The 19,668-nt window shown below is 68.5% G+C and carries 16 protein-coding genes and 1 pseudogene; 8 read left to right on the plus strand and 9 right to left on the minus strand.

Annotated features, from left to right (window positions below; all coding sequences use genetic code 11):
- The 5 genes from ACR65K_RS08975 to ACR65K_RS08995 all read left to right on the plus strand — a co-directional run bounded on the left by ACR65K_RS08975 (position 1) and on the right by ACR65K_RS08995 (position 5,525).
- On the plus strand, positions 1-978 hold the full coding sequence (locus ACR65K_RS08975) for an aldo/keto reductase (protein ID WP_056333309.1): 978 nt from the start codon (positions 1-3) through the stop codon (positions 976-978).
- Between the two features lie 6 nt (positions 979-984).
- On the plus strand, positions 985-2,010 hold the full coding sequence (locus tag ACR65K_RS08980) for a nucleoside hydrolase (RefSeq protein ID WP_440152360.1): 1,026 nt from the start codon (positions 985-987) through the stop codon (positions 2,008-2,010).
- A 186-nt stretch (positions 2,011-2,196) separates the two neighbouring features.
- Complete coding sequence (locus ACR65K_RS08985) at positions 2,197-3,087, plus strand: hypothetical protein (RefSeq protein ID WP_056333315.1); 891 nt, start codon at positions 2,197-2,199, stop codon at positions 3,085-3,087.
- A 10-nt stretch (positions 3,088-3,097) separates the two neighbouring features.
- Entirely contained in the window at positions 3,098-3,886 is a 789-nt protein-coding gene (locus ACR65K_RS08990; protein ID WP_440152361.1) for an energy-coupling factor transporter transmembrane component T family protein, read from the plus strand.
- 70 nt (positions 3,887-3,956) lie between these two features.
- A complete protein-coding gene (locus ACR65K_RS08995) occupies positions 3,957-5,525 on the plus strand; it encodes an ABC transporter ATP-binding protein (RefSeq protein WP_440152362.1) in 1,569 nt (522 codons plus the stop codon).
- Between the two features lie 64 nt (positions 5,526-5,589).
- Here ACR65K_RS08995 and ACR65K_RS09000 read toward each other — a convergent pair whose 3' ends face one another.
- From ACR65K_RS09000 to ACR65K_RS09040, 9 genes are all read right to left on the minus strand, one after another.
- The gene (locus tag ACR65K_RS09000; protein WP_440152363.1) at positions 5,590-7,752 is read right to left on the minus strand and encodes a 3-hydroxyacyl-CoA dehydrogenase NAD-binding domain-containing protein; all 2,163 of its coding nucleotides are present in this window, start codon (positions 7,750-7,752) and stop codon (positions 5,590-5,592) included.
- Positions 7,749-9,026, minus strand: coding sequence for a thiolase family protein (locus ACR65K_RS09005; protein ID WP_056333325.1), 1,278 nt, complete (start codon positions 9,024-9,026; stop codon positions 7,749-7,751). The genes ACR65K_RS09000 and ACR65K_RS09005 overlap by 4 nt, the downstream gene beginning before the upstream one ends.
- A gap of 120 nt (positions 9,027-9,146) precedes the next feature.
- On the minus strand, positions 9,147-10,481 hold the full coding sequence (locus ACR65K_RS09010; RefSeq protein WP_440152364.1) for an HRDC domain-containing protein: 1,335 nt from the start codon (positions 10,479-10,481) through the stop codon (positions 9,147-9,149).
- Positions 10,482-10,493: 12 nt separating this feature from the next.
- Positions 10,494-11,177 carry a DUF3000 domain-containing protein gene (locus tag ACR65K_RS09015; protein ID WP_056333331.1) on the minus strand — a complete coding sequence of 228 codons (684 nt, stop codon included), beginning with the start codon at positions 11,175-11,177 and terminating at the stop codon, positions 10,494-10,496.
- A 58-nt stretch (positions 11,178-11,235) separates the two neighbouring features.
- Positions 11,236-12,333 carry a threonine aldolase family protein gene (locus tag ACR65K_RS09020; RefSeq protein ID WP_056333334.1) on the minus strand — a complete coding sequence of 366 codons (1,098 nt, stop codon included), beginning with the start codon at positions 12,331-12,333 and terminating at the stop codon, positions 11,236-11,238.
- A gap of 40 nt (positions 12,334-12,373) precedes the next feature.
- Positions 12,374-13,135: an SDR family NAD(P)-dependent oxidoreductase gene (locus tag ACR65K_RS09025; RefSeq protein WP_440152365.1), complete on the minus strand. Its 762-nt coding sequence runs from the start codon at positions 13,133-13,135 to the stop codon at positions 12,374-12,376.
- On the minus strand, positions 13,132-14,499 hold the full coding sequence (locus ACR65K_RS09030) for a DUF6421 family protein (RefSeq protein ID WP_440152367.1): 1,368 nt from the start codon (positions 14,497-14,499) through the stop codon (positions 13,132-13,134). The genes ACR65K_RS09025 and ACR65K_RS09030 overlap by 4 nt, the downstream gene beginning before the upstream one ends.
- 171 nt (positions 14,500-14,670) lie before the next feature.
- Positions 14,671-15,207, minus strand: coding sequence for a peptide-methionine (R)-S-oxide reductase MsrB (gene msrB, locus ACR65K_RS09035; protein ID WP_056333343.1), 537 nt, complete (start codon positions 15,205-15,207; stop codon positions 14,671-14,673).
- Between the two features lie 14 nt (positions 15,208-15,221).
- The gene (locus ACR65K_RS09040; protein WP_056333347.1) at positions 15,222-15,713 is read right to left on the minus strand and encodes a hypothetical protein; all 492 of its coding nucleotides are present in this window, start codon (positions 15,711-15,713) and stop codon (positions 15,222-15,224) included.
- Between the two features lie 170 nt (positions 15,714-15,883).
- On the opposite strand from ACR65K_RS09040, the gene ACR65K_RS09045 reads away from it, so the two are divergent.
- From ACR65K_RS09045 to ACR65K_RS09055, 3 genes and pseudogenes are all read left to right on the plus strand, one after another.
- Positions 15,884-17,155: an alpha/beta hydrolase family protein gene (locus ACR65K_RS09045; RefSeq protein ID WP_440152369.1), complete on the plus strand. Its 1,272-nt coding sequence runs from the start codon at positions 15,884-15,886 to the stop codon at positions 17,153-17,155.
- A gap of 1 nt (position 17,156) precedes the next feature.
- Positions 17,157-18,736, plus strand: a pseudogene (locus ACR65K_RS09050) (succinic semialdehyde dehydrogenase).
- A 53-nt stretch (positions 18,737-18,789) separates the two neighbouring features.
- Positions 18,790-19,635 carry an SDR family oxidoreductase gene (locus ACR65K_RS09055; protein WP_440152370.1) on the plus strand — a complete coding sequence of 282 codons (846 nt, stop codon included), beginning with the start codon at positions 18,790-18,792 and terminating at the stop codon, positions 19,633-19,635.
- The last annotated feature ends 33 nt before the right edge of the window (positions 19,636-19,668 follow it).

A 19,668-nucleotide genomic window follows, 5' to 3' on the forward strand; every position in this document is an offset into this window, starting at 1 on the left:
TTGACCAGTTACCGCCGCGTTGGAAAATCAGGCCTGACCGTCTCCACCGTGGGGCTTGGCTGCAACAACCTCGGCCGCGCCAACACCGCCACCGAATCGCAGGACGCAACGGACGCCGTCGTCCACGCGGCAGTCGATGCCGGCATCACCCTCTTCGACGTCGCCGACACCTACGGCCGCGAGCCCGGGCTGAGCGAAACCATGCTTGGCAAGGCCCTCGGAAACCGGCGCTCCAGCGTGGTGCTGGCCACCAAGTTCGGCATGGACATGAAGGGCGCCAGCGGGCCGGACTTCGGTGCCCGCGGGTCGCGGCGTTACATCATCCAGGCGGTTGAGGCTTCGCTGCGGCGGCTGGGCACGGACTGGATCGACCTCTACCAGTTCCACACCCCGGACCCGCTGACCCCCATCGACGAGACCCTCGCCGCGCTGGACACCCTGGTCCGCAGCGGCAAGGTCCGCTACATCGGCCACTCCAACCGGTCCGGCTGGCAGATCGCCCAGGCCGAGTACGTGGCACGCGAACTGGGCACCGCCCGCTTCATCTCCACCCAGAACCACTACAACCTCCTGGACCGGCGTGCCGAGCTTGAAGTGACCCCGGCCGCGGAGGAGTTCGGGCTCGGCGTCCTTCCGTACTTCCCGCTGGCCAACGGCCTCCTGACCGGCAAGTACGCCCCGGGCCATGCGCCGGAAGGATCCCGGCTCAGCCACACTCGCACCAATATGGTGGACGACGCCGACTGGGACCAGCTGGGCCGGTTCAGTGTCTTCGCGAAGGAACGCGGGCTGACCGAAATTGAGGTGGCCTTCTCCTGGCTCGCCGCGCAGCCCTCGGTGGCCAGCGTCATCGCCGGGGCCACCAGGCCGGAGCAGGTCAGGCAGAACGCGGAAGCGGCGAACTGGATCCCCACCCCCGAAGACCTGGCCGCCCTGGACGGGATCTTCCCGGCCGTGCCCAAGGTCGCGCTCTTCTAGGCAGCCGTGCCCGCCTACCTCCTGGACGTTGATACCGGAATCGACGACGCCCTGGCCCTGGCCTACCTGGCGGCCCTCCCGGACACGGAATTCGTGGCAGTCACTGCCACCCCCGGCAACGTGGACGCGGACCAGGTGGCCCGCAACACCCTGGCGTTGCTGGAACTGTGCGGCCGGCCCGGGGTCCAGGTGGCCGTGGGGGCCCGCAAGCCCCTGTCCATCCCGCTGCAGACCACCCCGGAGACCCACGGACCACAAGGAATCGGCTACGCCGTCCTGCCGCAGCCCGCCGGCCGGATCAGCGAACGGGATGCCGTGGACCTGTGGATCGAACACGCCAGGGCCAGGCCGGGGGAGCTCACCGCGCTCATCACCGCCCCGCTGACCAACTTCGCCCTGGCGCTGCGCAGGGAACCGCAACTTCCCGACCTCCTGGCAAAGGTGGTGATCATGGGCGGCGCCTTCTACCACCAGGGCAACACCACCCCCACCGCCGAATGGAACACGCACGTGGACCCGCACGCCGCCAAGGAGGTCTACGCCGCGTACCGGGGAAAGCCGCTGGAGAAACTGCCCATCGTCTGCTCGCTGGACACCACCGAACGCATGGAGCTCCGCCCAGCCCACGTCACGGCGCTGGCCCGCGCTGCCGGTGCCGCCGTTCCCGAACTGGTGCTCCCCGAACAGCCGGAAGGCCAGCGGAGCAGCTCCGACAACACCCTCATCAGGCACCTTTCGGATGCCCTGCGCTTCTACTTCGAATTCCACCGGCTCTACGACCAGGGCTACCTGGCCCACGTCCACGACTTTTTCGCCGCAGGAGTGGCGGCAGGCACGCTCGAGTATACGGCCCGCCCCGCCACCGTGGACGTCGAAACAGAGTCGCCGCTCCTGGCCGGCACCACCGTTGCCGACTTCCGCGGGCTCTGGGGCACACCTCCCAACGCCCGGATCGTGTCCGGCAACAACCCGGATCAGGCGTTCCGCGAGCTGGTGTCCGCCGTCGGAAGCCTGGCCGGCCGGGTGGGATGAAACGGCAGGCGCGGGGCGCCGTGCGACCAGTGCATTCCGCACGGGACGACGTCCGGGATGCCCGGTAGAATGGGGCACGGACCGGCCCGGCGCAGTTGCCGCCGGCTGCTGCCGAGGTGACATAGGCAGCCACACGCTCGTCCCGGCACTGCCGGGCCACTGCCTGCACCCAAAGGAACTTTCCCCATGTCATCGCCCTCTTTGACGCTCCCGTCCCAGGAACGCCCCGCGGCCCGCCGCCGGCTCCTGGAGATCCTCGGCGCCCTGGCCATCGCGGCCACCTATGTCTACCTGGTGCTCAACCAGCCCGCAGACATCACCGGAGGTCCGGGCAGCGCATCGGCCCTGATCGCCCTCACCGGCTTCCTGGCAGGCGCGGTCCTGCTGATCGTCGCCGTCCTGCCCACGCTGCCGGCATCCACCTTGGTGCTGATCCCGGTGGCCCTGGTCCTGAACATCGTCCTCGGCCAGTTCGTTGGCAGCACCCTGGTTCCCTTCTACCTCGACGCCATCGGCACGGTGCTGATTGCCGTCCTGGCCGGCCCGGCTGCCGGCGCCGCCACGGGCGCACTCAGCAGCATCGTCTGGTCCTTCTTCAACCCCACCGTGCTTCCGTTCGCCGCAGGCGCCGCGCTCATCGGGTGCCTGGCCGGGCTGGCAGCACGCTACGGCCTCTTCCGCCGCTTCTACCTGGCTCCCGTGGCCGGCTTCGCCACGGGGATCATCGCCGGTGTGGTCTCCGCCCCGGTGGCCGCGTTCGTCTTCGGCGGAACCTCGGGCGTGGCCACAGGGGCGATCGTGAGTGCTTTCCGGGCCATGGGCGATACCCTCCTGGCCGCCATCACCAAGCAGGCGCTGATCTCCGACCCCATGGACAAGGCCATCGTGTTCACCATCGTGGCCATCCTGGTCTATGCCCTGCCCCGCCGGGCCCGCCAGCAGTTCCCCTTCATCAGGCGCCACCGCGTGCTGGCCGGCACTACGCCTGCGGCTGACGCCCGCGCGCAGGGACCCGCCCAGGATCCGGTCCAGGGGCCGGCAGAGGGACCCGCCCAGGATTCCACACGGAAGGGATGACCCTACCCCTGTGACGGCATCATCGGCAGGCAGGACGGCAGCGCCGGCCAGGCGGGAACGGCTTAACCCGCTGACGTCGCTGACCGCTGCGGCGGCCACGGCGGTCATTACGACGGCGGCCGGCAGCTGGCCGCTGTCCCTCGCCGTGGTTGCCGCGTGCCTTGGCCTGTCCGTGGCGGGCGGCACCGCCCGCCGGGTGCTCCCGGCTGGTGCTGCAGTCCTGGTTCCGCTTGGCCTGTCACTGTTGTGGCTGCACGGGCTGTTCTTCCCCGAGGGACGGACTGTCCTGGCAGCGTGGGGACCTGCCCGGATCACCCAGGAAGGCCTGGAGTTCGCCGGGCAGCGGATCCTGCAGCTGGCCGCCGTGGTCCTGGTGCTGCTCCTGTTTTCCTTCGGCGTCCGCGTCCCCGACCTCGTGGCGGCCTTGTCTGCCCGCGGGGTACAGGGCCGGTTCGCCTTCGTCCTGGCCTCCACCCTGACCCTGCTGCCTGCCATCGCGGCCCGGGTGCGGCGGATTAGACAGGCCCAGGAATCACGGGGCCTGGTGGTCTCCGGCAGCCTGGTGTCCAGGGCGCGCGCCTTCCGGCTGCAGGCCGTTCCGCTGGTCCTCTCCCTGATCGAGGATGCCGGTACCCGCGCCGCCGCTCTCGAGGCCAGGGGACTCAGCAATACCGGGCCGCGGACCAGCTACCGCGAGGTGGCTGATTCGGGCCTGCAGCGGGCGGCCCGGACAGTCCTGGTGCTGGCGGCCCTGGCGGCAGTGGTTCTCCGGGTGGCCCAGGCGGGCGCAGGTGGCTGAGCCCGTGGTGACCAGCAGCCCAGGCAATGCCGGCAAAGCAAGTAATGCCGGCAAAGACAGCAATGCCGGCGTGCCAGGCAAACCGGTCCTGGCAGCCGGGATCCGGCAGTTCACGTTCCACGACGGCCAGGCCCCGGCCCTGCAGGATGTGACCGTGTCTTTTGCGCCCGGCTCCTTCGCGGCCATTCTTGGTGCCTCCGGCAGCGGCAAGTCCACCCTGGGCCGGCTGCTGGCCGGCTGGCTGCCTCCGGGCGGCCACGGCCTACTGGCAGGGTTCCTTGAGTTGTCCGGCACGCGGCTGGAGTTCGACGGCGGCCCGGGGGACCCGCGGATCGATGCCGCCCAGTGGGGCCGGCACGTGGGGTTTGTCCCGCAGGACCCGGGTTCCGTCCTGTCCACCGTGCGGGCCACAGTGGCCGAGGAACTCGCGTTCGGGCTGGAAAACGCCGGCACGGAGCGCGCTGACATGCAGGTGGCTGTGGAGCGCACAGCCGGGCTGCTGGGACTTCGGAACCAGCTGGACCAGGACCCCGCCCGGCTCTCCGGTGGGCAGCTGCGCCGCCTCGCCATCGGCTGCACCATCATCGCCGGACCGCCCGTGCTGGTCATGGACGAGCCCTTCGCCTCCCTGGACACGGCAGGCGCGGACGATCTTGCCGCCCTGGTCCGGTCCCTTCTGAAGCGGGGCATCGCCGTCGTGATCCTCAGCCAGATGGTGGACCCGCTGCTGCTGGACGCCGACACCTGGGTGGTGCTGTCGGGTGGCACAGTCACCGCGTGCGGGCCTCCTGCCGGCATGGGGGCCGGACATGCCGAAGGCAGCAATGGCGCAGGCATGCTGCCCAGGGCAATCCGGCGTCCAGCCGAACGGAACGCTGCGGCGCCGCCAAAGCCGCCTCCAGGGCCGCAGGCCGGACCGGCGGCACTGCAGCTCCGCGGTGTGTCCTTTGCGTACCCGGCCCTACAAAACCACGGTGAAAGACGCCGCAAACGATGGGTCAAGGCGGTACGGACCGGGGACTCGACCCCCGGTACACCCGTGCTGCAGGACGTCCACCTAACGGTCCAATCCGGGGAAATCGTGGCGGTCACCGGGCCCAACGGCGCCGGAAAATCCACGCTCCTGCGCCACTTCAACGGCCTGCTGAAACCCACCGCGGGAACTGTCCTGGTCAGCGGCAATGACATTTCCGGCGCGCCCGTTGGACGCACCGCGGCCGCCGTGGGCCTCTTGTTCCAGCAGCCGCGCGACCAGTTGTTCGAACGCACCGTACTGCGGGAGGTCAGCTTCGGGCTGGACCGCCTGGTGGGTCCGGACATGGCGGCAGAACGGGCCGTTGCAGCCCTTCAGGCAGTCGGCCTGGCGAAGGCCGCCCACGGGCACCCCGCCGAGCTGCCGGCCTCAGCCCAGCGCCTCCTGGCGCTGGCCACCGTCCTGGCGCGCAGGCCCGCCGTCCTGGCACTGGACGAGCCCACCGTGGCACTGGACGGCGACGGACTGGCCCTGCTGGACGCCGCCGTCGGCTCGGCCGCAGCGGAGGGCGCCGCCGTCGTGCTGGTCACCCATGACCTGGGCTACGCACGCACGGTGGCGCACCGCATCCTGACGCTCGACGGCGGCCGGTTGGCAACGGCCTGACCGCCGGCATGACGGCGGCCGGCAGTGCGCCGCCCGCCAGTGGGCGGGCGGCGCGCAAATCCGCCTAGCCTGCGGCGGGGGACGCGACGCCCGGCGCCAGGAAGCGCTTGCCGTTCACCCGCTCGGAGGCCCCCACCCGGTCCAGGTAGGGGGTGATGCCGCCCAGGAACATCGGCCAGCCGGCGCCAAGGATCATGCAGAGGTCGATGTCCGCCGGACTGGCCACGACGTCCTCGTCCAGCATGTGGCCGATTTCCTCAGCCAAGGCATCCTGGACGCGGCGCAGCACCTGCTCGCCGGTGGACGGGCTGGAGCCAAAGGAGAGCATTTCCAGCGTGGAGGCGGGGATGGCCCGGGTACCATCCGGGGAAGTCTCCCACAGTGCCTTGACGTTGTTGTCGATGAGCTTTTTGAGGTTGGTGGAGACCGGGAAACGGTCGCCGAACGCGGCGTGCAGCGATTCCTGGACATGCTGTGCCACGGGCAGGCCCACCATGGCCAGCAGCGTGAACGGCGTCATGGGGAGCCCCATGGGCCGGAGCGCATTGTCCGCTACCTCTGCCGGCGTGCCCTCATCAAAGGCGGCCGTGACTTCCCCCATGAGCCGGAGCAGGATGCGGTTGACCACGAACGCGGCGGCATCCTTGACCAGCACCCCGGTTTTCTTCAGGGACTTGGCCAGTTCGAACGCGGTGGCCAGCACGGCGTCGTCGGTCCGCGGGGCCCGGACGATCTCCAGCAGCGGCATCACGGCCACGGGGTTGAAGAAGTGGAAACCCACCAAGCGTTCGGGGTGCTGCAGGTCGGCGGCCATTTCCGTCACGGAGAGCGAGGACGTGTTGGTGGCCAGGATGCACTCCGTACCCACAATGCCTTCCAGTTCGGCGAAGACCTGCTTCTTGATGTGCAGTTCCTCAAAGACCGCCTCAATCACGAAGTCGGCGTCGGCGAAGACATCCTTGGACACCGAACCCGTCACGAGGGCCTTGGTACGGTTGGCCGCGTCCTGGCTGAGGCGCTTTTTCGCCAGCAGCTTGTCCACCTCGGCGTGGACGTAGGCCACGCCCTTGTCCACACGGGCCTGGTCGATGTCGGTCAGGACCACGGGCACCTTCAGCTGGCGGGCGAAGAGCAGGGCCAGCTGGCCGGCCATCAGTCCGGCGCCCACCACGCCCACTTTGGTGACGGGGCGGGCCAGCTTGCGGTCAGGGGCACCCGCCGGGCGCTTGGCACGCTTCTGCACCAGGTCCAGGAAGGCGTAGACGGTGGAGCGGAACTCGTCGGTCTGCATCAGCTCAGCCAGAGTTTCGCATTCCAGCGCGGCGGATTCCGCTGCCGTCATGGTGCGGTTCACTTCGAGGATATCCAGGACCTTGGCGGGTGCGGGGGAGGCGTTGGAGGTCTTGGCCTCTACGAACGCCCGTCCAGCCTCCACCGCAGCGGCCCACCGGGTTGCCGCCTCAGGGGAGGAGGGGTCGACGGCGTTGGCCCGCTCCGGGACCACGTCACCGGAGATGACACCGGCGGCCCAGGCAAGCGACTGCTCCAGGAAGTCGGCAGGCTCGAAGAGGGCGTCGGCGATGCCCAGCTTGAAAGCCTCCGCACCGGACAGTGTCCGGTTGTTGCTCAGCGGGTTCTCGATCATGACCTTGACGGCATTCTCCGGGCCCACCAGGCGGGGGAGGATGTAGACGCCGCCCCAGCCGGGCACCAAACCGAGGAACGCTTCCGGCAGTGCCAGGGCCCCGGCGCCCGTGGATACGGTGCGGTACGTGGACTGCAGGGCGATTTCCAGCCCGCCGCCCAGGGCTGCGCCGTTGATGAAGGCGAAGCTGGGGACGCCAAGGTTTGCCAGCGTTGCGTAGACGTCGTGGCCCAGCTGCGCCATCCACAGCCCGTGCTCACGCTGTTCCAGTGACTTCACGGCGGAAAGATCGGCGCCCGCCACCAGGTAGTGCGGCTTGCCGGTCACGCCCACGCCCACGATCTCGCCCCGGGCGGCCCGCTCGCGCAGGCCTTCCAGGACCGTGCCGAGTTCCACCAGGGTGTTGGGGCCCAGGGTGGTCGGCTTGGTGTGGTCGAGGTCGTTGTCCAGGGTGACCAGGGCGAAGGTACCCGGACCTGGCCGGCCCACCGTGCCCGGCAGGGCGATGTCCTGCACGTAGGAGTGGGTCACGGTTTCGTTGGGGAAAAGGTCCGCCAACTTGCGGAAATCTGCGGCGCTCATGCCATGGCTCCTTCGGAAACGGTAGCGGCGGACTCCCCGGAAGGGGTTCCACTGTAGTCGGGGTGGTGCGGATTCTCCCAGATAACGGTGCCGCCCATGCCAAGGCCTACGCACATGGTGGTGATTCCGTACCGCACCGAGGGGTCCTCTTCGAACTGGCGGGCGAGCTGGATCATCAGCCGGACGCCGGAGGAGGCAAGGGGGTGTCCCACCGCGATGGCGCCGCCGTACCGGTTGACCCGGGGGTCGTCGTCGGCGATGCCGTAGTGGTCAAGGAAGCTCAGGACCTGCACGGCGAACGCTTCATTGATTTCGAACAGGCCGATGTCGTCGATGGTGAGCCCGGCGTTCTTCAGCGCTTTTTCGGTCGCGGGGACGGGGCCGATGCCCATGACCTCCGGCTCCACCCCGGCGTACGCGTAGCTGACCAGCCGCATCTTCACGGGAAGACCGAGCTCCGCCGCGGCGTCGGAGGACGCAAGGACTGCGGCGGTTGCGCCATCGTTCAGGCCGGCGGCGTTTCCGGCAGTGACCCGGCCATGGGCCCGGAACGGCGTGCGCAGGCCGGCGAGGTCAGCCATGCTGGTCCCCGGGCGCGGTGGTTCGTCCTTGCTGTGGACCGTCCAGCCCTCACCGGGCTTGCGGGCGGCTACGGGAACCATGTCGGGCTGGATCTTTCCGTCCCGGTAGGCGGCGGCCAGCTTGTCCTGCGAGGCGACCGCGTAGGCGTCGGTGCGCTCTTTCGTGATGGCGGGGAAGCGGTCGTGCAGGTTCTCGGCCGTGTTTCCCATATTCAAAGCTGCCGGGTCCACCAGGCGTTCGGACATGAAGCGCGGGTTCGGGTCAGCGCCGGATCCCATGGGGTGGTGGCCCATGTGCTCCACGCCGCCGGCAACCACCACGTCGTAGGCGCCAAAGCCGATGCCGCCCGCCGTCGTCGTGACGGCGGTCATGGCACCGGCGCACATGCGGTCGATGGCGAAGCCGGGGACCGTCCGGGGGAGGCCGGCCAGCAGGGCCGCGGTCCGGCCGAGGGTAAGGCCCTGGTCGCCGGTCTGGGTGGTGGCGGCGATGGCTACCTCGTCGATCCGCTCCGACGGCAGGGACGGATTGCGGCGAAGCAGGCCGCGGATGCATTTCACGATCAGGTCGTCGGCCCGGGTCCCGGCGTAGATTCCTTTCTCGCCGGCCCTGCCGAAGGGTGTGCGGATGCCGTCCACAAAGACGACGTCGCGGACAGTGCGCGGTGATGCGCCGCTTCCGTGCTGGCTCACGTGTAACTCCTCATCGAGACGTAGCGCGCCGGGTGCATGCCGGAGTGCGGCACTAACTGGCGTCGGTCACACCGATGTTACTCGTGAGTAACTTAGCCTGCAAGGGCTGACGTGAAAGGGTTACTGGCCGCCAGCGGCAGCAACCTGTTTGGGTTCCTTGGGCGGAAGCGGCTGCGGGTTCAGGAAAGCGGCGGTGATCAGTGGGGCCGTGAGTTCCACCTGCCATGGGCGGGCACCGAGCGCCCGCAGTTCGGCGGAAATCGAGTCTTCAGTGACGTCAGCCGGCGGCCGCCACGCCACACGCCGTAGGTAGTCGGGCGTCAGGAGGTTTTCCAGCGGGAGGTTCAACTCCCCGGCCTTCTCCTGGAGCAGGGGGCGGGCCGTGGCCAGGCGGGCGGCGGCTTCGGGATCGCGGTCTGCCCAGACCCGCGGCGGCGGCGGGGCATTGGTGGCCAGGTGCAGGGGCGGCAGTTCCGCCAGGTCCCTGGCCGCGGCAATGCAGCGCAGCCAGCGGGGAGCTTCGCGCTGCGCGGCCCGGCCGTGGAAGCCCTTGGTGCTGAGCAGCTGGGGGACGGTGGCGGGCATGGCCTTTGCCGCGGCTACGAGGGCTGAGTCCGGGAGGAGCCGCCCGGGTGCCACGTCGCGTTTCTGCGCCAGGGAGTCGCGTTCCAGCCACAGCTCGCGGACCGCGGCAAGCTGGCGGCGGTCCCGGATCTGGTGCAGGCCGGAGGTCTTCCGCCATGGGTCAACGCGCGGGGGAGCGATGCCCGCTTGGAGGATGGCCGCGAACTCCTGCTGGGCGTATTCCAGTTTTCCGTCCGCTTGGAGCAGTTCGATGAGTTCCTCGCGCAGCTCCGTGAGGACTTCGACGTCCAGTGCGGCGTAGCGCAGCCAGGGCTCCGGCAGGGGGCGGGTGGACCAGTCGGCCGCGGAGTGTTCCTTGGCAAGGCCGAATCCCAGCAGCTGCTCGATGACGGCGGCCAGGCCCACGCGGGGCAGCCCGGCCAGGCGCGCGGCGAGTTCTGTGTCGAACAGCTTGTCCGGCCACATTCCGAGTTCGGAGAGGCAGGGCAGGTCCTGGGTGGCGGCGTGGAGGATCCATTCGACGCCGCGGAGGGCGTCGTTGATGATGTCCAGGTTCCCGAACGGCTCGGGATCGATCAACCAGGTCCCGGCGCCCTCGCGGCGGATCTGGACCAGGAAGGCGCGCTGCCCGTAACGGAAGCCGGAGGCACGCTCGGCGTCCACGCCGGCGGGCCCGGTGCCGGCGGCAATGGCAGCGGCACAGCGCTCCAGGCCGGACTGCGTCTCGATGACCAGCGGAACGCCCTCCCGGGGCGAGTCGAGGTCGATGATTTCGGGGATGGGGCTGTCAAAGCCCTCCACTGTGATGTGGGGTGCGGCAGCAGCAACCGGGACGCCGGCTGTGGTGTTTTCCGGAATGTTTGGGGTCATGATGCCCCCAGTTTACCGGGCTGCCCCATAACCGTTCTGCTGGCTTCGCCGCCGGGGCGGGAGTGCGGTGACGCCGTCGGGCAGTGGCGGGAGCCCGGCGAACGTGCACACCATGTCGGACCAGGCCTCGAGGTGGGCCTGGACGTCGGCGGAAGCGGGGGTCCAGGAGGCCCGGAGTTCGATGTCTATGGACCCGGGCCGCCCGGCCAGGGTCCCGAAGCTTTCGGACAGGACGCGGGTGGCGGTGCCGCCCGCGGCCCGGTATGCCGCATTGTGGTTCTCCAGTGCCTCCACCAGCCAGGTCCACGCCACGGTTCCCAGCATCTGGTCGTTGCCCATTTCCGGTTCCAGTTCGGCACGGATGTAGGTGACGATCCGGAACTCGCCGTCCCAGACTGCCGAGCCGTCCGGATCATGCAGCAGGATGAAGCGTCCGGTGGCGAGCTCCGTTTCGTCCTCGTCCGCCGGCTCCGAAGCGGAAGCGGCGGCAAGGGCCATGGCCGCGGGTCCGTGGACGGGCGTGGCGGGGGAGCCGGCGCCGGGCGCCATCACTTCTGCGCCCAGTGCCACGGCGAAGGGTGCCAGCCGCGCGGGGGCAGGGATCTCCGCGAGGCGCAGTTCCTTCCGGCACCGGGCTTTCCTGAGGGTTCCCAAGGCGTGGAGAAAATCCGGGGGAACCTGGTCAAGTGCGTTCACCTTGGCAGATTACGGGGCGGGACGGGCCGGGGCGGGAAGGCTCGCCGCCAGCGGACATTCACCCGGCCTGGCCGGCCCGGTACTCCCGAAGTTCATGGCGGATCGCGGCAGCAAAGGTATCGACGTCCTCCTCTGTGGTGTCAAAGGAACACATCCACCGGACTTCCCCTGCCGCCTCATCCCAGTCGTAGAACCGGAAGGACTGTCGCAGCCTGTCCGCTGTGCCGGGGGGAAGGACGGCGAAGACGCCGTTGGATTCAGTCTTCTGGGTGGGCCGGACACCGTCAATGGTGTCGACGGCGGCACGGAGGCGGGCGGCCATGGCATTGGCATGCGCGGCGGAGCGCAGCCACAGGTCGCCTTCGAGCAGCGCGATGAACTGGGCGGACATGAACCGCATCTTGGAGGCAAGCTGCATGTCCATCTTGCGCAGGTAGACCAGGCCGTGGGCTGCCTCGGGGTTCAGGGCCACCACCACTTCGCCGAAGAGCAGCCCGTTCTTGGTGCCGCCAAAGGAGAGGATGTCCACGCCGGCGTCACGGGTGAAGGCCCGCAGGGGCACGCCCAGGTGTGCGGCGGCGTTGGCCAGCCGCGCCCCGTCCATGTGCAGCTTCATGCCTTTGGCGTGCGCATGGTCGGCAATGGCACGCACTTCTTCGGGGGTGTAGCAGGTGCCCAGTTCGGTGGTCTGGGTGATGGAGACGGCGAGCGGCTGGGCGCGGTGTTCGTCGCCCCAGCCCCAGGCCTCCCGGTCGATCAGGTCGGGGGTCAGCTTGCCGTCCGGCGTGGGGACGTGCAGGAGCTTGAGTCCGCCGATGCGTTCGGGGGCGCCGTTCTCGTCCATGTTGATGTGGGCGGTGGAGGCGCACACCACGGCACCCCAGCGGGGAAGCAGGGACTGCAGTGACAGGACGTTGGCGCCGGTGCCGTTGAAGACCGGGAAGCATTCGATGCCGGGCCCGAAGTGGTCAACCATCAGTTCGTGCAACCGCGCCGTGTAGTCGTCTTCGCCGTACGAGACCTGGTGCCCGTCATTGGCGGCGGCAAGTGCCGCGAGGACTTCGGGGTGGACGCCTGAGTAGTTGTCGGAGGCAAAGCCGCGCACGTTGGGATCGTGCAGCCGCAGCCCCGTGCGGGTTTCTGCTGTTGTCGTCATAGGGTTGCTCACGCTTTCAGTTTAGGGACAGCCGGGGCCGTCAGTCGGCCAGCCTGAGGCGGGCACCGTTGAGTTCGGTGGACGGAGTGCCGAAAAGCCGTACGACGGCGGCAGCAAGGTCAGCCACGTCGGTCGCCCCAGGGAACTTCCGTTCGGGGTGGGCCAGGCGGAGTTCATCGTCCACCAGTGCCTTGACCACGAGGATGGTGGCGGCGGCCGGGTTTCCGCCGGCGCCGGAGGCCCGGCGGAAACCATCGGCCATGGCCACGGTCCAGGTTTCGGCGGCTGCCTTCGCTGCCGCGTAGCTGGCCACGGCTGCGGTGGGGTTGTCCAGGGCGGTGGAAGAGACCATCGCAAACCGCCCCGAGGCGGATGCGGCGAGGTCGTCAAAGAAGACGCGTGAGACATTGCGCAGCGTGGTGATGGCACCGCGCTCCAGGAAGTCCCAGTCGTCGTCGGACTGGTCCGCTATGCCCTTGGCCCCGCGCCAGCCGCCCACCAGGTGGATCACGCCGTCCACCGCCCCCAAGGCGCCGGCGACGTCGTCGCGCAACTGCCGGACGTCCGCCAAAACCGCGAGGTCGCACTTAAAGGGCGTGACGCCGTCGCCCGCCTTCTGCGCTGCTGCGCGGATTCTGGCCTGGTCGGACCCCGCCGTGGCTACCCGGTGGCCTGCGGCAGCCAGTGCCCGCGCCACGGCGATTCCGGAGGCACCGCTGCCGCCGGCCACCAGGACGGTGAGCGGCTGGGCCTGGAGGCTTTGGCCGCCCTGGGTGGCTTCTGTTGCGCCGGGGCTGCTCACAGTGCCGAGCGGCCGGTGATCCCGGCGGTGGACTCGATGACGGGGCGCATCTTCTTCTCCAATGCCTCGTAGAACATGGACAGCGGGAATTCGTCGTCCAGCACCTGGTCCGTGAGGCCGCGGGGCGTTCCCGCCAACGGCAGCGCGTCCGGGCCCTTGGCCCACACGGAGGCCGGGTTGGGGGTGACAGTGGCCGAGACCAGCCGGTAGGCCGCCAGCCAGTGCGCGGTCTTGGGGCGGTCGATGGAGCGCCAGTACAGTTCGTCGATGCTGGCTCCCAGGGCGATCACAGCGTCCGCCACCTCATCCCAGTCGATGGTAAGCCGGGTATCCGTCCAGTGCAGCACGTGCTGCTGGTGCAGCCAGGCAAAGAGGAGCTGGCCGCCCAGGCCATCGTAATTGCGGACCCGGCTGCCGGTGATGGCGAAGCGGAAGATCCGGTCGAAAATGATGGCGTACTGCACGAGCTTCGCGTGCCGCCGTGCTTCAGGGTCGGCGTCGTCGTCCTGTTCGATCCGGACCGATTCGCGGAACGCGGTGAGGTCGCAGCGCAGCTCTTCGAGCGAGTACAGGAAGTAGGGCATCCGCTGCTTGATCATGAACGGATCGAACGGCAGGTCCCCGCGCATGTGCGTCCGGTCGTGGATCAGGTCCCACATCACGAACGTGGCCTCGGTGAGGTCCTGGTCCGCGAGCAGTTCCGCGGCGCCCTCCGGCAACTCCAGGGACGTGATCTCCGCGGCAGCCTTCAGGACGCGGCGGAACCGGGCGGCTTCCCGGTCGGCAAAGATGGCGCCCCAGGTGAAGGTGGGCGTGCGGCCGACGGCCACCGTTTCGGGGAAGAGGACGGCCGAGTTGGTGTCGTAGCCGGGGGTGAAGTCGACGAAGCGGATGGGGACGAACAGCTTGTTCGAGTAGTCCCCGGCTTCCAGTCCGGCAATGAATTCGGGCCAGATGACCTCGACCAGCACGGCCTCCACCAGCCGGTTGCTGCTGCCGTTCTGGGTGTACATGGGGAACACCACCAGGTGCTGCAGACCGTCGCGGCGCTGCTCCTGCGGCTGGAACTCCAGGAGCGAGGAGAGGAAGTCGGGGACTCCGAAGCCGCCGGCAGCCCACGCCTCAAAGTCTGCGCAGCAGGCGCCCAGGTAGTCGGCGTCGTGCGGCAAAGCAGGGGCCAGGGCCTGGACTGCGGCCACGATGACCTCCACGTGCCGGGCTGCCTCCGGGTGGTCCGCCGGATTGGGGACAGACCCGTCCTGGACCTGGAGCCCCTGCAGTGCGGTGGCGGCGGCCTTGAGCCGGAGCCAGTCCTGGTTCTGTGCGGAAATCCCGGTAACGGCGGTGGTCAGGGTCTCTGTCATCGTCGGCTGCCTTTCTGGTTGCTTGCTTCTCTGGCGAGCGTAACAAGCAACCAGCAGGACTTATGCCAAAACGTCCCTTTCGTAAGAAAAGCTTAGCCTTGCTGCTTTCCCGGCAGGATCGAGACAGGTCCTTCCCTGTGGGATAGGCCCCGGGACGCCCTTCCCGGTGCCCTAGCTTTGCAGGGTCCCTTCCGGTCCAGCGTCCTTTGCCACCAGGCGGAGGGACACGGAGTTGATGCAGTAGCGCTGGTCGGTGGGCGTTCCATAGCCCTCGCCCTCGAAGACGTGGCCAAGGTGCGAGTCGCAGGAACCGCAGCGCACCTCGATCCTGTCCATGCCCAGGGTCCTGTCATGGATGTAGCGCACGTTGCCCTCAGCCAAAGGAGCCCAGAAGGAAGGCCACCCGCAGTGCGAGTCAAACTTCTCGTTGCTGGTGAAGAGTTCGGCGCCACAGGCCCGGCACTGGTACACGCCTTCGGTATGGGTGTCCCAGTATTCGCCGGTGTACGGGCGCTCGGTCCCGGCCTGCCGCAGCACGTGGTACTCCTCCGGCGTCAGTTCTTCCCGCCACTGGGCATCACTTTTCGTGACGGTGTTTTCCTGCTTGCCGGTGTCCTGCTTGCCGGTCTCCGGAGTACCGGGGGCCGGAGCCCCACCAACAACGCCTGCCGCCTTGTTTCCGAAAATGCTGTTTCCAAAGATGCTCATAGCATTCCCAACGCTCAGGAGTCGCCGATAAATCCCGAGCCCGCGTACAGGTGGAGCACGGGGACACCGAGTTGGTCCTGCGCCTTGTTGGCCCAGTCCGTGTGGAAGGTATCGGACACGGCATGCGGCCTGGTGATCACCACGGCCTGGGAGGCTCCGGTTTCCCGGACCTTTGCCACCAGGGCCTCCACTGCCTTGCCCTCCACCACCTGGCCGCTCACACCCGAGCCCAGGCCCTCCAGTGCTGCGAGCGACGCGCTGAGGATTTCATCTGCGTGCGCCCGCTCTGTGGCGGGGTCCGGGTTGCGCGCTCCGAGTTCCCGGAACGCCTTGGCAACGTCAAGCATGGAGAGGTTTTCCAGGAAGTCCACGAGCAGGTGCCGCTCGGTGTTCGCCGGCACCAGGACCAGCAGCCGGTTGTCCGCCCCATCCACCAGCCGTTCAATGTTCACGCGGTCGTCCGCGCCCAGGGGTTCTTCGGTCAGGATGATGATGGGATCACTCATGGCCTTAGCCTAGCGCCGCCCGCGGATGCCCGCACGGCAGCAAAAGAAAGTGCCGGAACAGGCCCGGTGGGCTGCGTGGCGCCGTGCCGGTGCTGCCCGGGAATGCGGGTATCGGCGGCAACGCCGGTAAGAATAGTTCCATGGCACCTTTCCGGCGAGCGCGCCCTGCAATGACTGCAACCATCCGGGATTCCGGCGGGATGTCTCCCGGAGCAAAGTGGGCCATCGGCGGCGCCATTGCCGGCGGATCCGTAGCCAGCCTGCTGGGAGCAGGCTCTTCCGCGCTCGCGCTGTACTTTGCCCGCCGCGTCATCACGCCGGCAAGGCAACGGACTGCCGACAAGGAACTGCTGGCCGTGATCCGGGACGGGCACAAGCAGCAGGTGATCCTCGCTGCCGACGACGACACCACGGTGGACGGGGTCTACGGGTTCTTTTTCGACGGCGGCAAGGGGCACGTGCGCATTGGCCGCATAATTTCCTACTCGCCCGCCGAACGGACGGTCCTGCGCGAGGTGGAAGCCGTCTACAGCGGTGACTTGTCCACGGCCCGCTGGGGATGGTGGAGCGGTGCCATCTACCCGGACCCGGCCGCCGTCGGAATTCCTGCCGAGGACGTGCCGATTCCGGTGGAGCGCGGGGAAGCGCCGGCCTGGCTGGTCCGGGCGAAGGGGACGGCCCGCACCTGGGCGATTATGGTGCACGGACGCGGGGCCAGCCGGCAGGAGGCTCTGCGCGCGGTGGGACCGGCACTGGAGCTGGGCCTGACCAGCCTGCTGGTGTCCTACCGCAATGACGGACTGGCGCCTTCGGCCGATGACGGACGCTACGGCCTGGGCTCCACGGAATGGCAGGACATTGAAGCTGCCATTGAGTATGCGCTGGCCAATGGTGCCGAGGAAATCGTCCTGTTCGGCTGGTCCATGGGCGGGGCCATTTGCCTGCAGACCGCGGACCTGTCCCGCCACCGGCACCGGATACGGGCCATGGTGCTCGACGCCCCGGTGATCGACTGGGTCACCGTGCTGGCGCACCATGCGCAGCTGAACCGGATTCCGTCGCTGGTGGGCCGCTACGGGCAGCTCATGCTGGGTCACCCGCTGGGCCGCCGTCTGACCGGCCTTTCGGCGCCGGTGGACCTGAAGGTCATGGACTGGGTGTCCAGGGCCGTCGAACTGCGGACACCCACGCTGATCATCCACAGCGTTGACGACGAGTACGTCCCCTACGGGCCCTCCGCCCTCCTGGCCGAGCGGAACCCGGAAATGGTCACGTTCGAAACGTTCAGGCACGCACGTCACACCAAGGAATGGAACGTGGACCCAGAGCGTTGGGAGCGGCTGGTCAAGGCCTGGCTTCGGCAGCAGCTCGCACCCCGCCTCAACCCAGGATCGGGGCTCAGGCCGGGGACACTGGCCGGACAAACGTCTGCGGGGGCGTGACATGGCGCAACAACTGCACCGGGGAACAACAGGGACGTTGGGCGCACGTGGGCGGGACCTTGCCGCGGGACTTCAAGGACTTGTCACAGCTGCCCCGGGCGGACAGACCCAGGCATCGCACGCACCCTTTGACGGCACAGTGATTGGTGAAGTGCCTGTCTGCACCACGCATGACGTTGATGCCGCCGTCGGTACGGCCCGCCTGGCGCAGCGGCACTGGGCTGATGTTCCGGTGGCTGAACGCTGTGCCGTGGTCCGGCGCTTCCGCGGGCTGGTGCTGGACCGGGAGCAGGACATCCTGGACCTGGTGCAGGCAGAAAGCGGCAAGTCCCGGCTGAGCGCCTTCGAGGAGTTCGCGGACGTTGTCCTGACCGCGGACTACTATGTGCGGAACGCTGAACGGTTCCTTGGGCCGCGCCGCCGGAGAGGAGCCGCTCCGGTCCTGACCCGCACCACCGAGCACCGCATTCCCAAGGGCGTGGTGGGCGTCATCAGTCCCTGGAACTACCCGCTGACCCTTGCGGTCTCGGATGCCATCCCTGCCCTGCTGGCCGGAAACGGCATCGTCCTGAAGCCGGATTCACAGACACCCTTCACCGCCCTGCTGATGCTCAGGCTGCTCCGGCAGGCGGGCCTTCCCGCAGACCTGTTCCAGGTGGTCACGGGGCCGGGCACTGCGATCGGGCCCGCTTTGATCGAGCGGGTCGATTTCCTGATGTTCACCGGATCGTCTAAGACCGGCAAGACGGTGGCCCGGCAGTGCGGTGAGCGGCTGATCGGCTTTTCCGCCGAACTCGGCGGCAGAACCCCATGCTGGTCCTGGCTGACGCGGATATTGGCAAGGCCGCCGCCGGCGCGGTGCACGCCTGTTTTTCCAACTCCGGACAGCTGTGCGTCAGCATCGAACGGATTTACGTGCACACGGACGTCCACGACAGTTTCCTGGCCGCCTTCGCAGCCGGGGCAAAGGGCATCCGCTTGGCTCCAGGGCCGGAGTGGGACATCGGCATGGGGTCCCTCATCAGCGCGGCACAACTCGAACGGGTGGAGCGCCATGTCCAGGATGCGCTGGCCAAAGGCGCGCAACTGGTTACCGGCGGCCGGCGGCGGCCGGACCTGGGGCCCTTGTTCTACGAGCCAACGGTCCTCACCGGAGTCACCGAGGAGATGCTCGTGGCCCGGGAGGAGACCTTCGGGCCCGTCGTGGCCGTCTACCGGACAGCGGACGACGACGAAGCCGTAGCCCTGGCCAACGATTCCGACTTCGGGCTGAACGCCAGCGTCTGGTCCGGCCGCCGGGGTGAGACCGTGGCGCGCAGGCTCCTGACGGGCACAGTCAACGTGAATGAAGGCTATGCAGCCACCTGGGCGTCCCACGATGCACCGATCGGGGGCATGAAGGAGTCCGGCGCGGGCCGCCGCCACGGCCGGGAAGGCATCCTCAAATACACCGAGCCGCAGACCATTGCCGTGCAGCGGCTGCTCCGTGTTGCGCCCGCGCCCGGCATGTCCAACCGGGCCTACGCACGGATTATGAAAGGCGCCATCACGGTGATGGGCCGCTTCCCCCGAAGCCGCTAACCGGCACCGCCCGCGCCGCCGGGCTCCACGCCGTCAAAACCCAGGAGAACCATATGCCCACAGGAACCCCGCTTTCCGGCGCAACACTGTTGATCACCGGAGGTGGCAGCGGGCTGGGCCGCCGCCTGGCGCTCGGAGCCGCCCGGCGCGGCAGCCGGGTGGTCATCTGGGACCTGGATGCTGCACGGGGCGCAGCAGTGCGCGATGAGATCCGCGCCGCCGGCGGCTTTGCCGAAGCCCACATTGTTGACGTCACGGACCGTGAGGCGGTGAAGGCTGCCGCGGGTGTTGCCGGACCGGTGGATGTCCTGGTCAACAACGCCGGAGTGGTCAGCGGCCGGCCACTCCTGGAAGCCACGGATGAAGCCATCGAACGGACCATGAACGTCAATGTCATGGCCCTGTACTGGGTCACCCGCGCCTTCCTCGGTGGAATGGCAAACCGCCGTCGGGGAACCGTGGTCACCATTGCCAGTGCTGCCGGCCTGGTGGGTGTGGCCCGCCAGACCGACTATTCCGCCAGCAAGTTTGCCGCTTTCGGCTTCAACGAATCACTCCGTGCCGAGCTCCGCGCCGGAAGAACCGGTGTCAACACGCTGGTGGTCTGCCCGTACTACATCGACACCGGGATGTTCGACGGCGTCCAGACCCGCTGGCCCCTGCTCCTCCCCATCCTGCAGGAAGAGCAGGTGGCAACCAGGATCCTTGACGCCATCGAAGCCGGGCGCCGAAAGCTTGTCCTGCCGCCTATTGTGAACCTGTTGCCCGCCCTCCGGATTCTTCCGGTCACCGTCTTTGACGGGCTCATGGACGTGCTGGGAGTCAACCGGACCATGGACCACTTCACGGGCCGGGATGCCACACGGGCCGAAGAGAAAACCGTTGGTCCCGGCGCCTGACAGGGACTGTTGGCCCTACCGTCCGCCGGGAGG

It is taken from the genome of Arthrobacter sp. SAFR-179 (genome assembly GCF_059414945.1).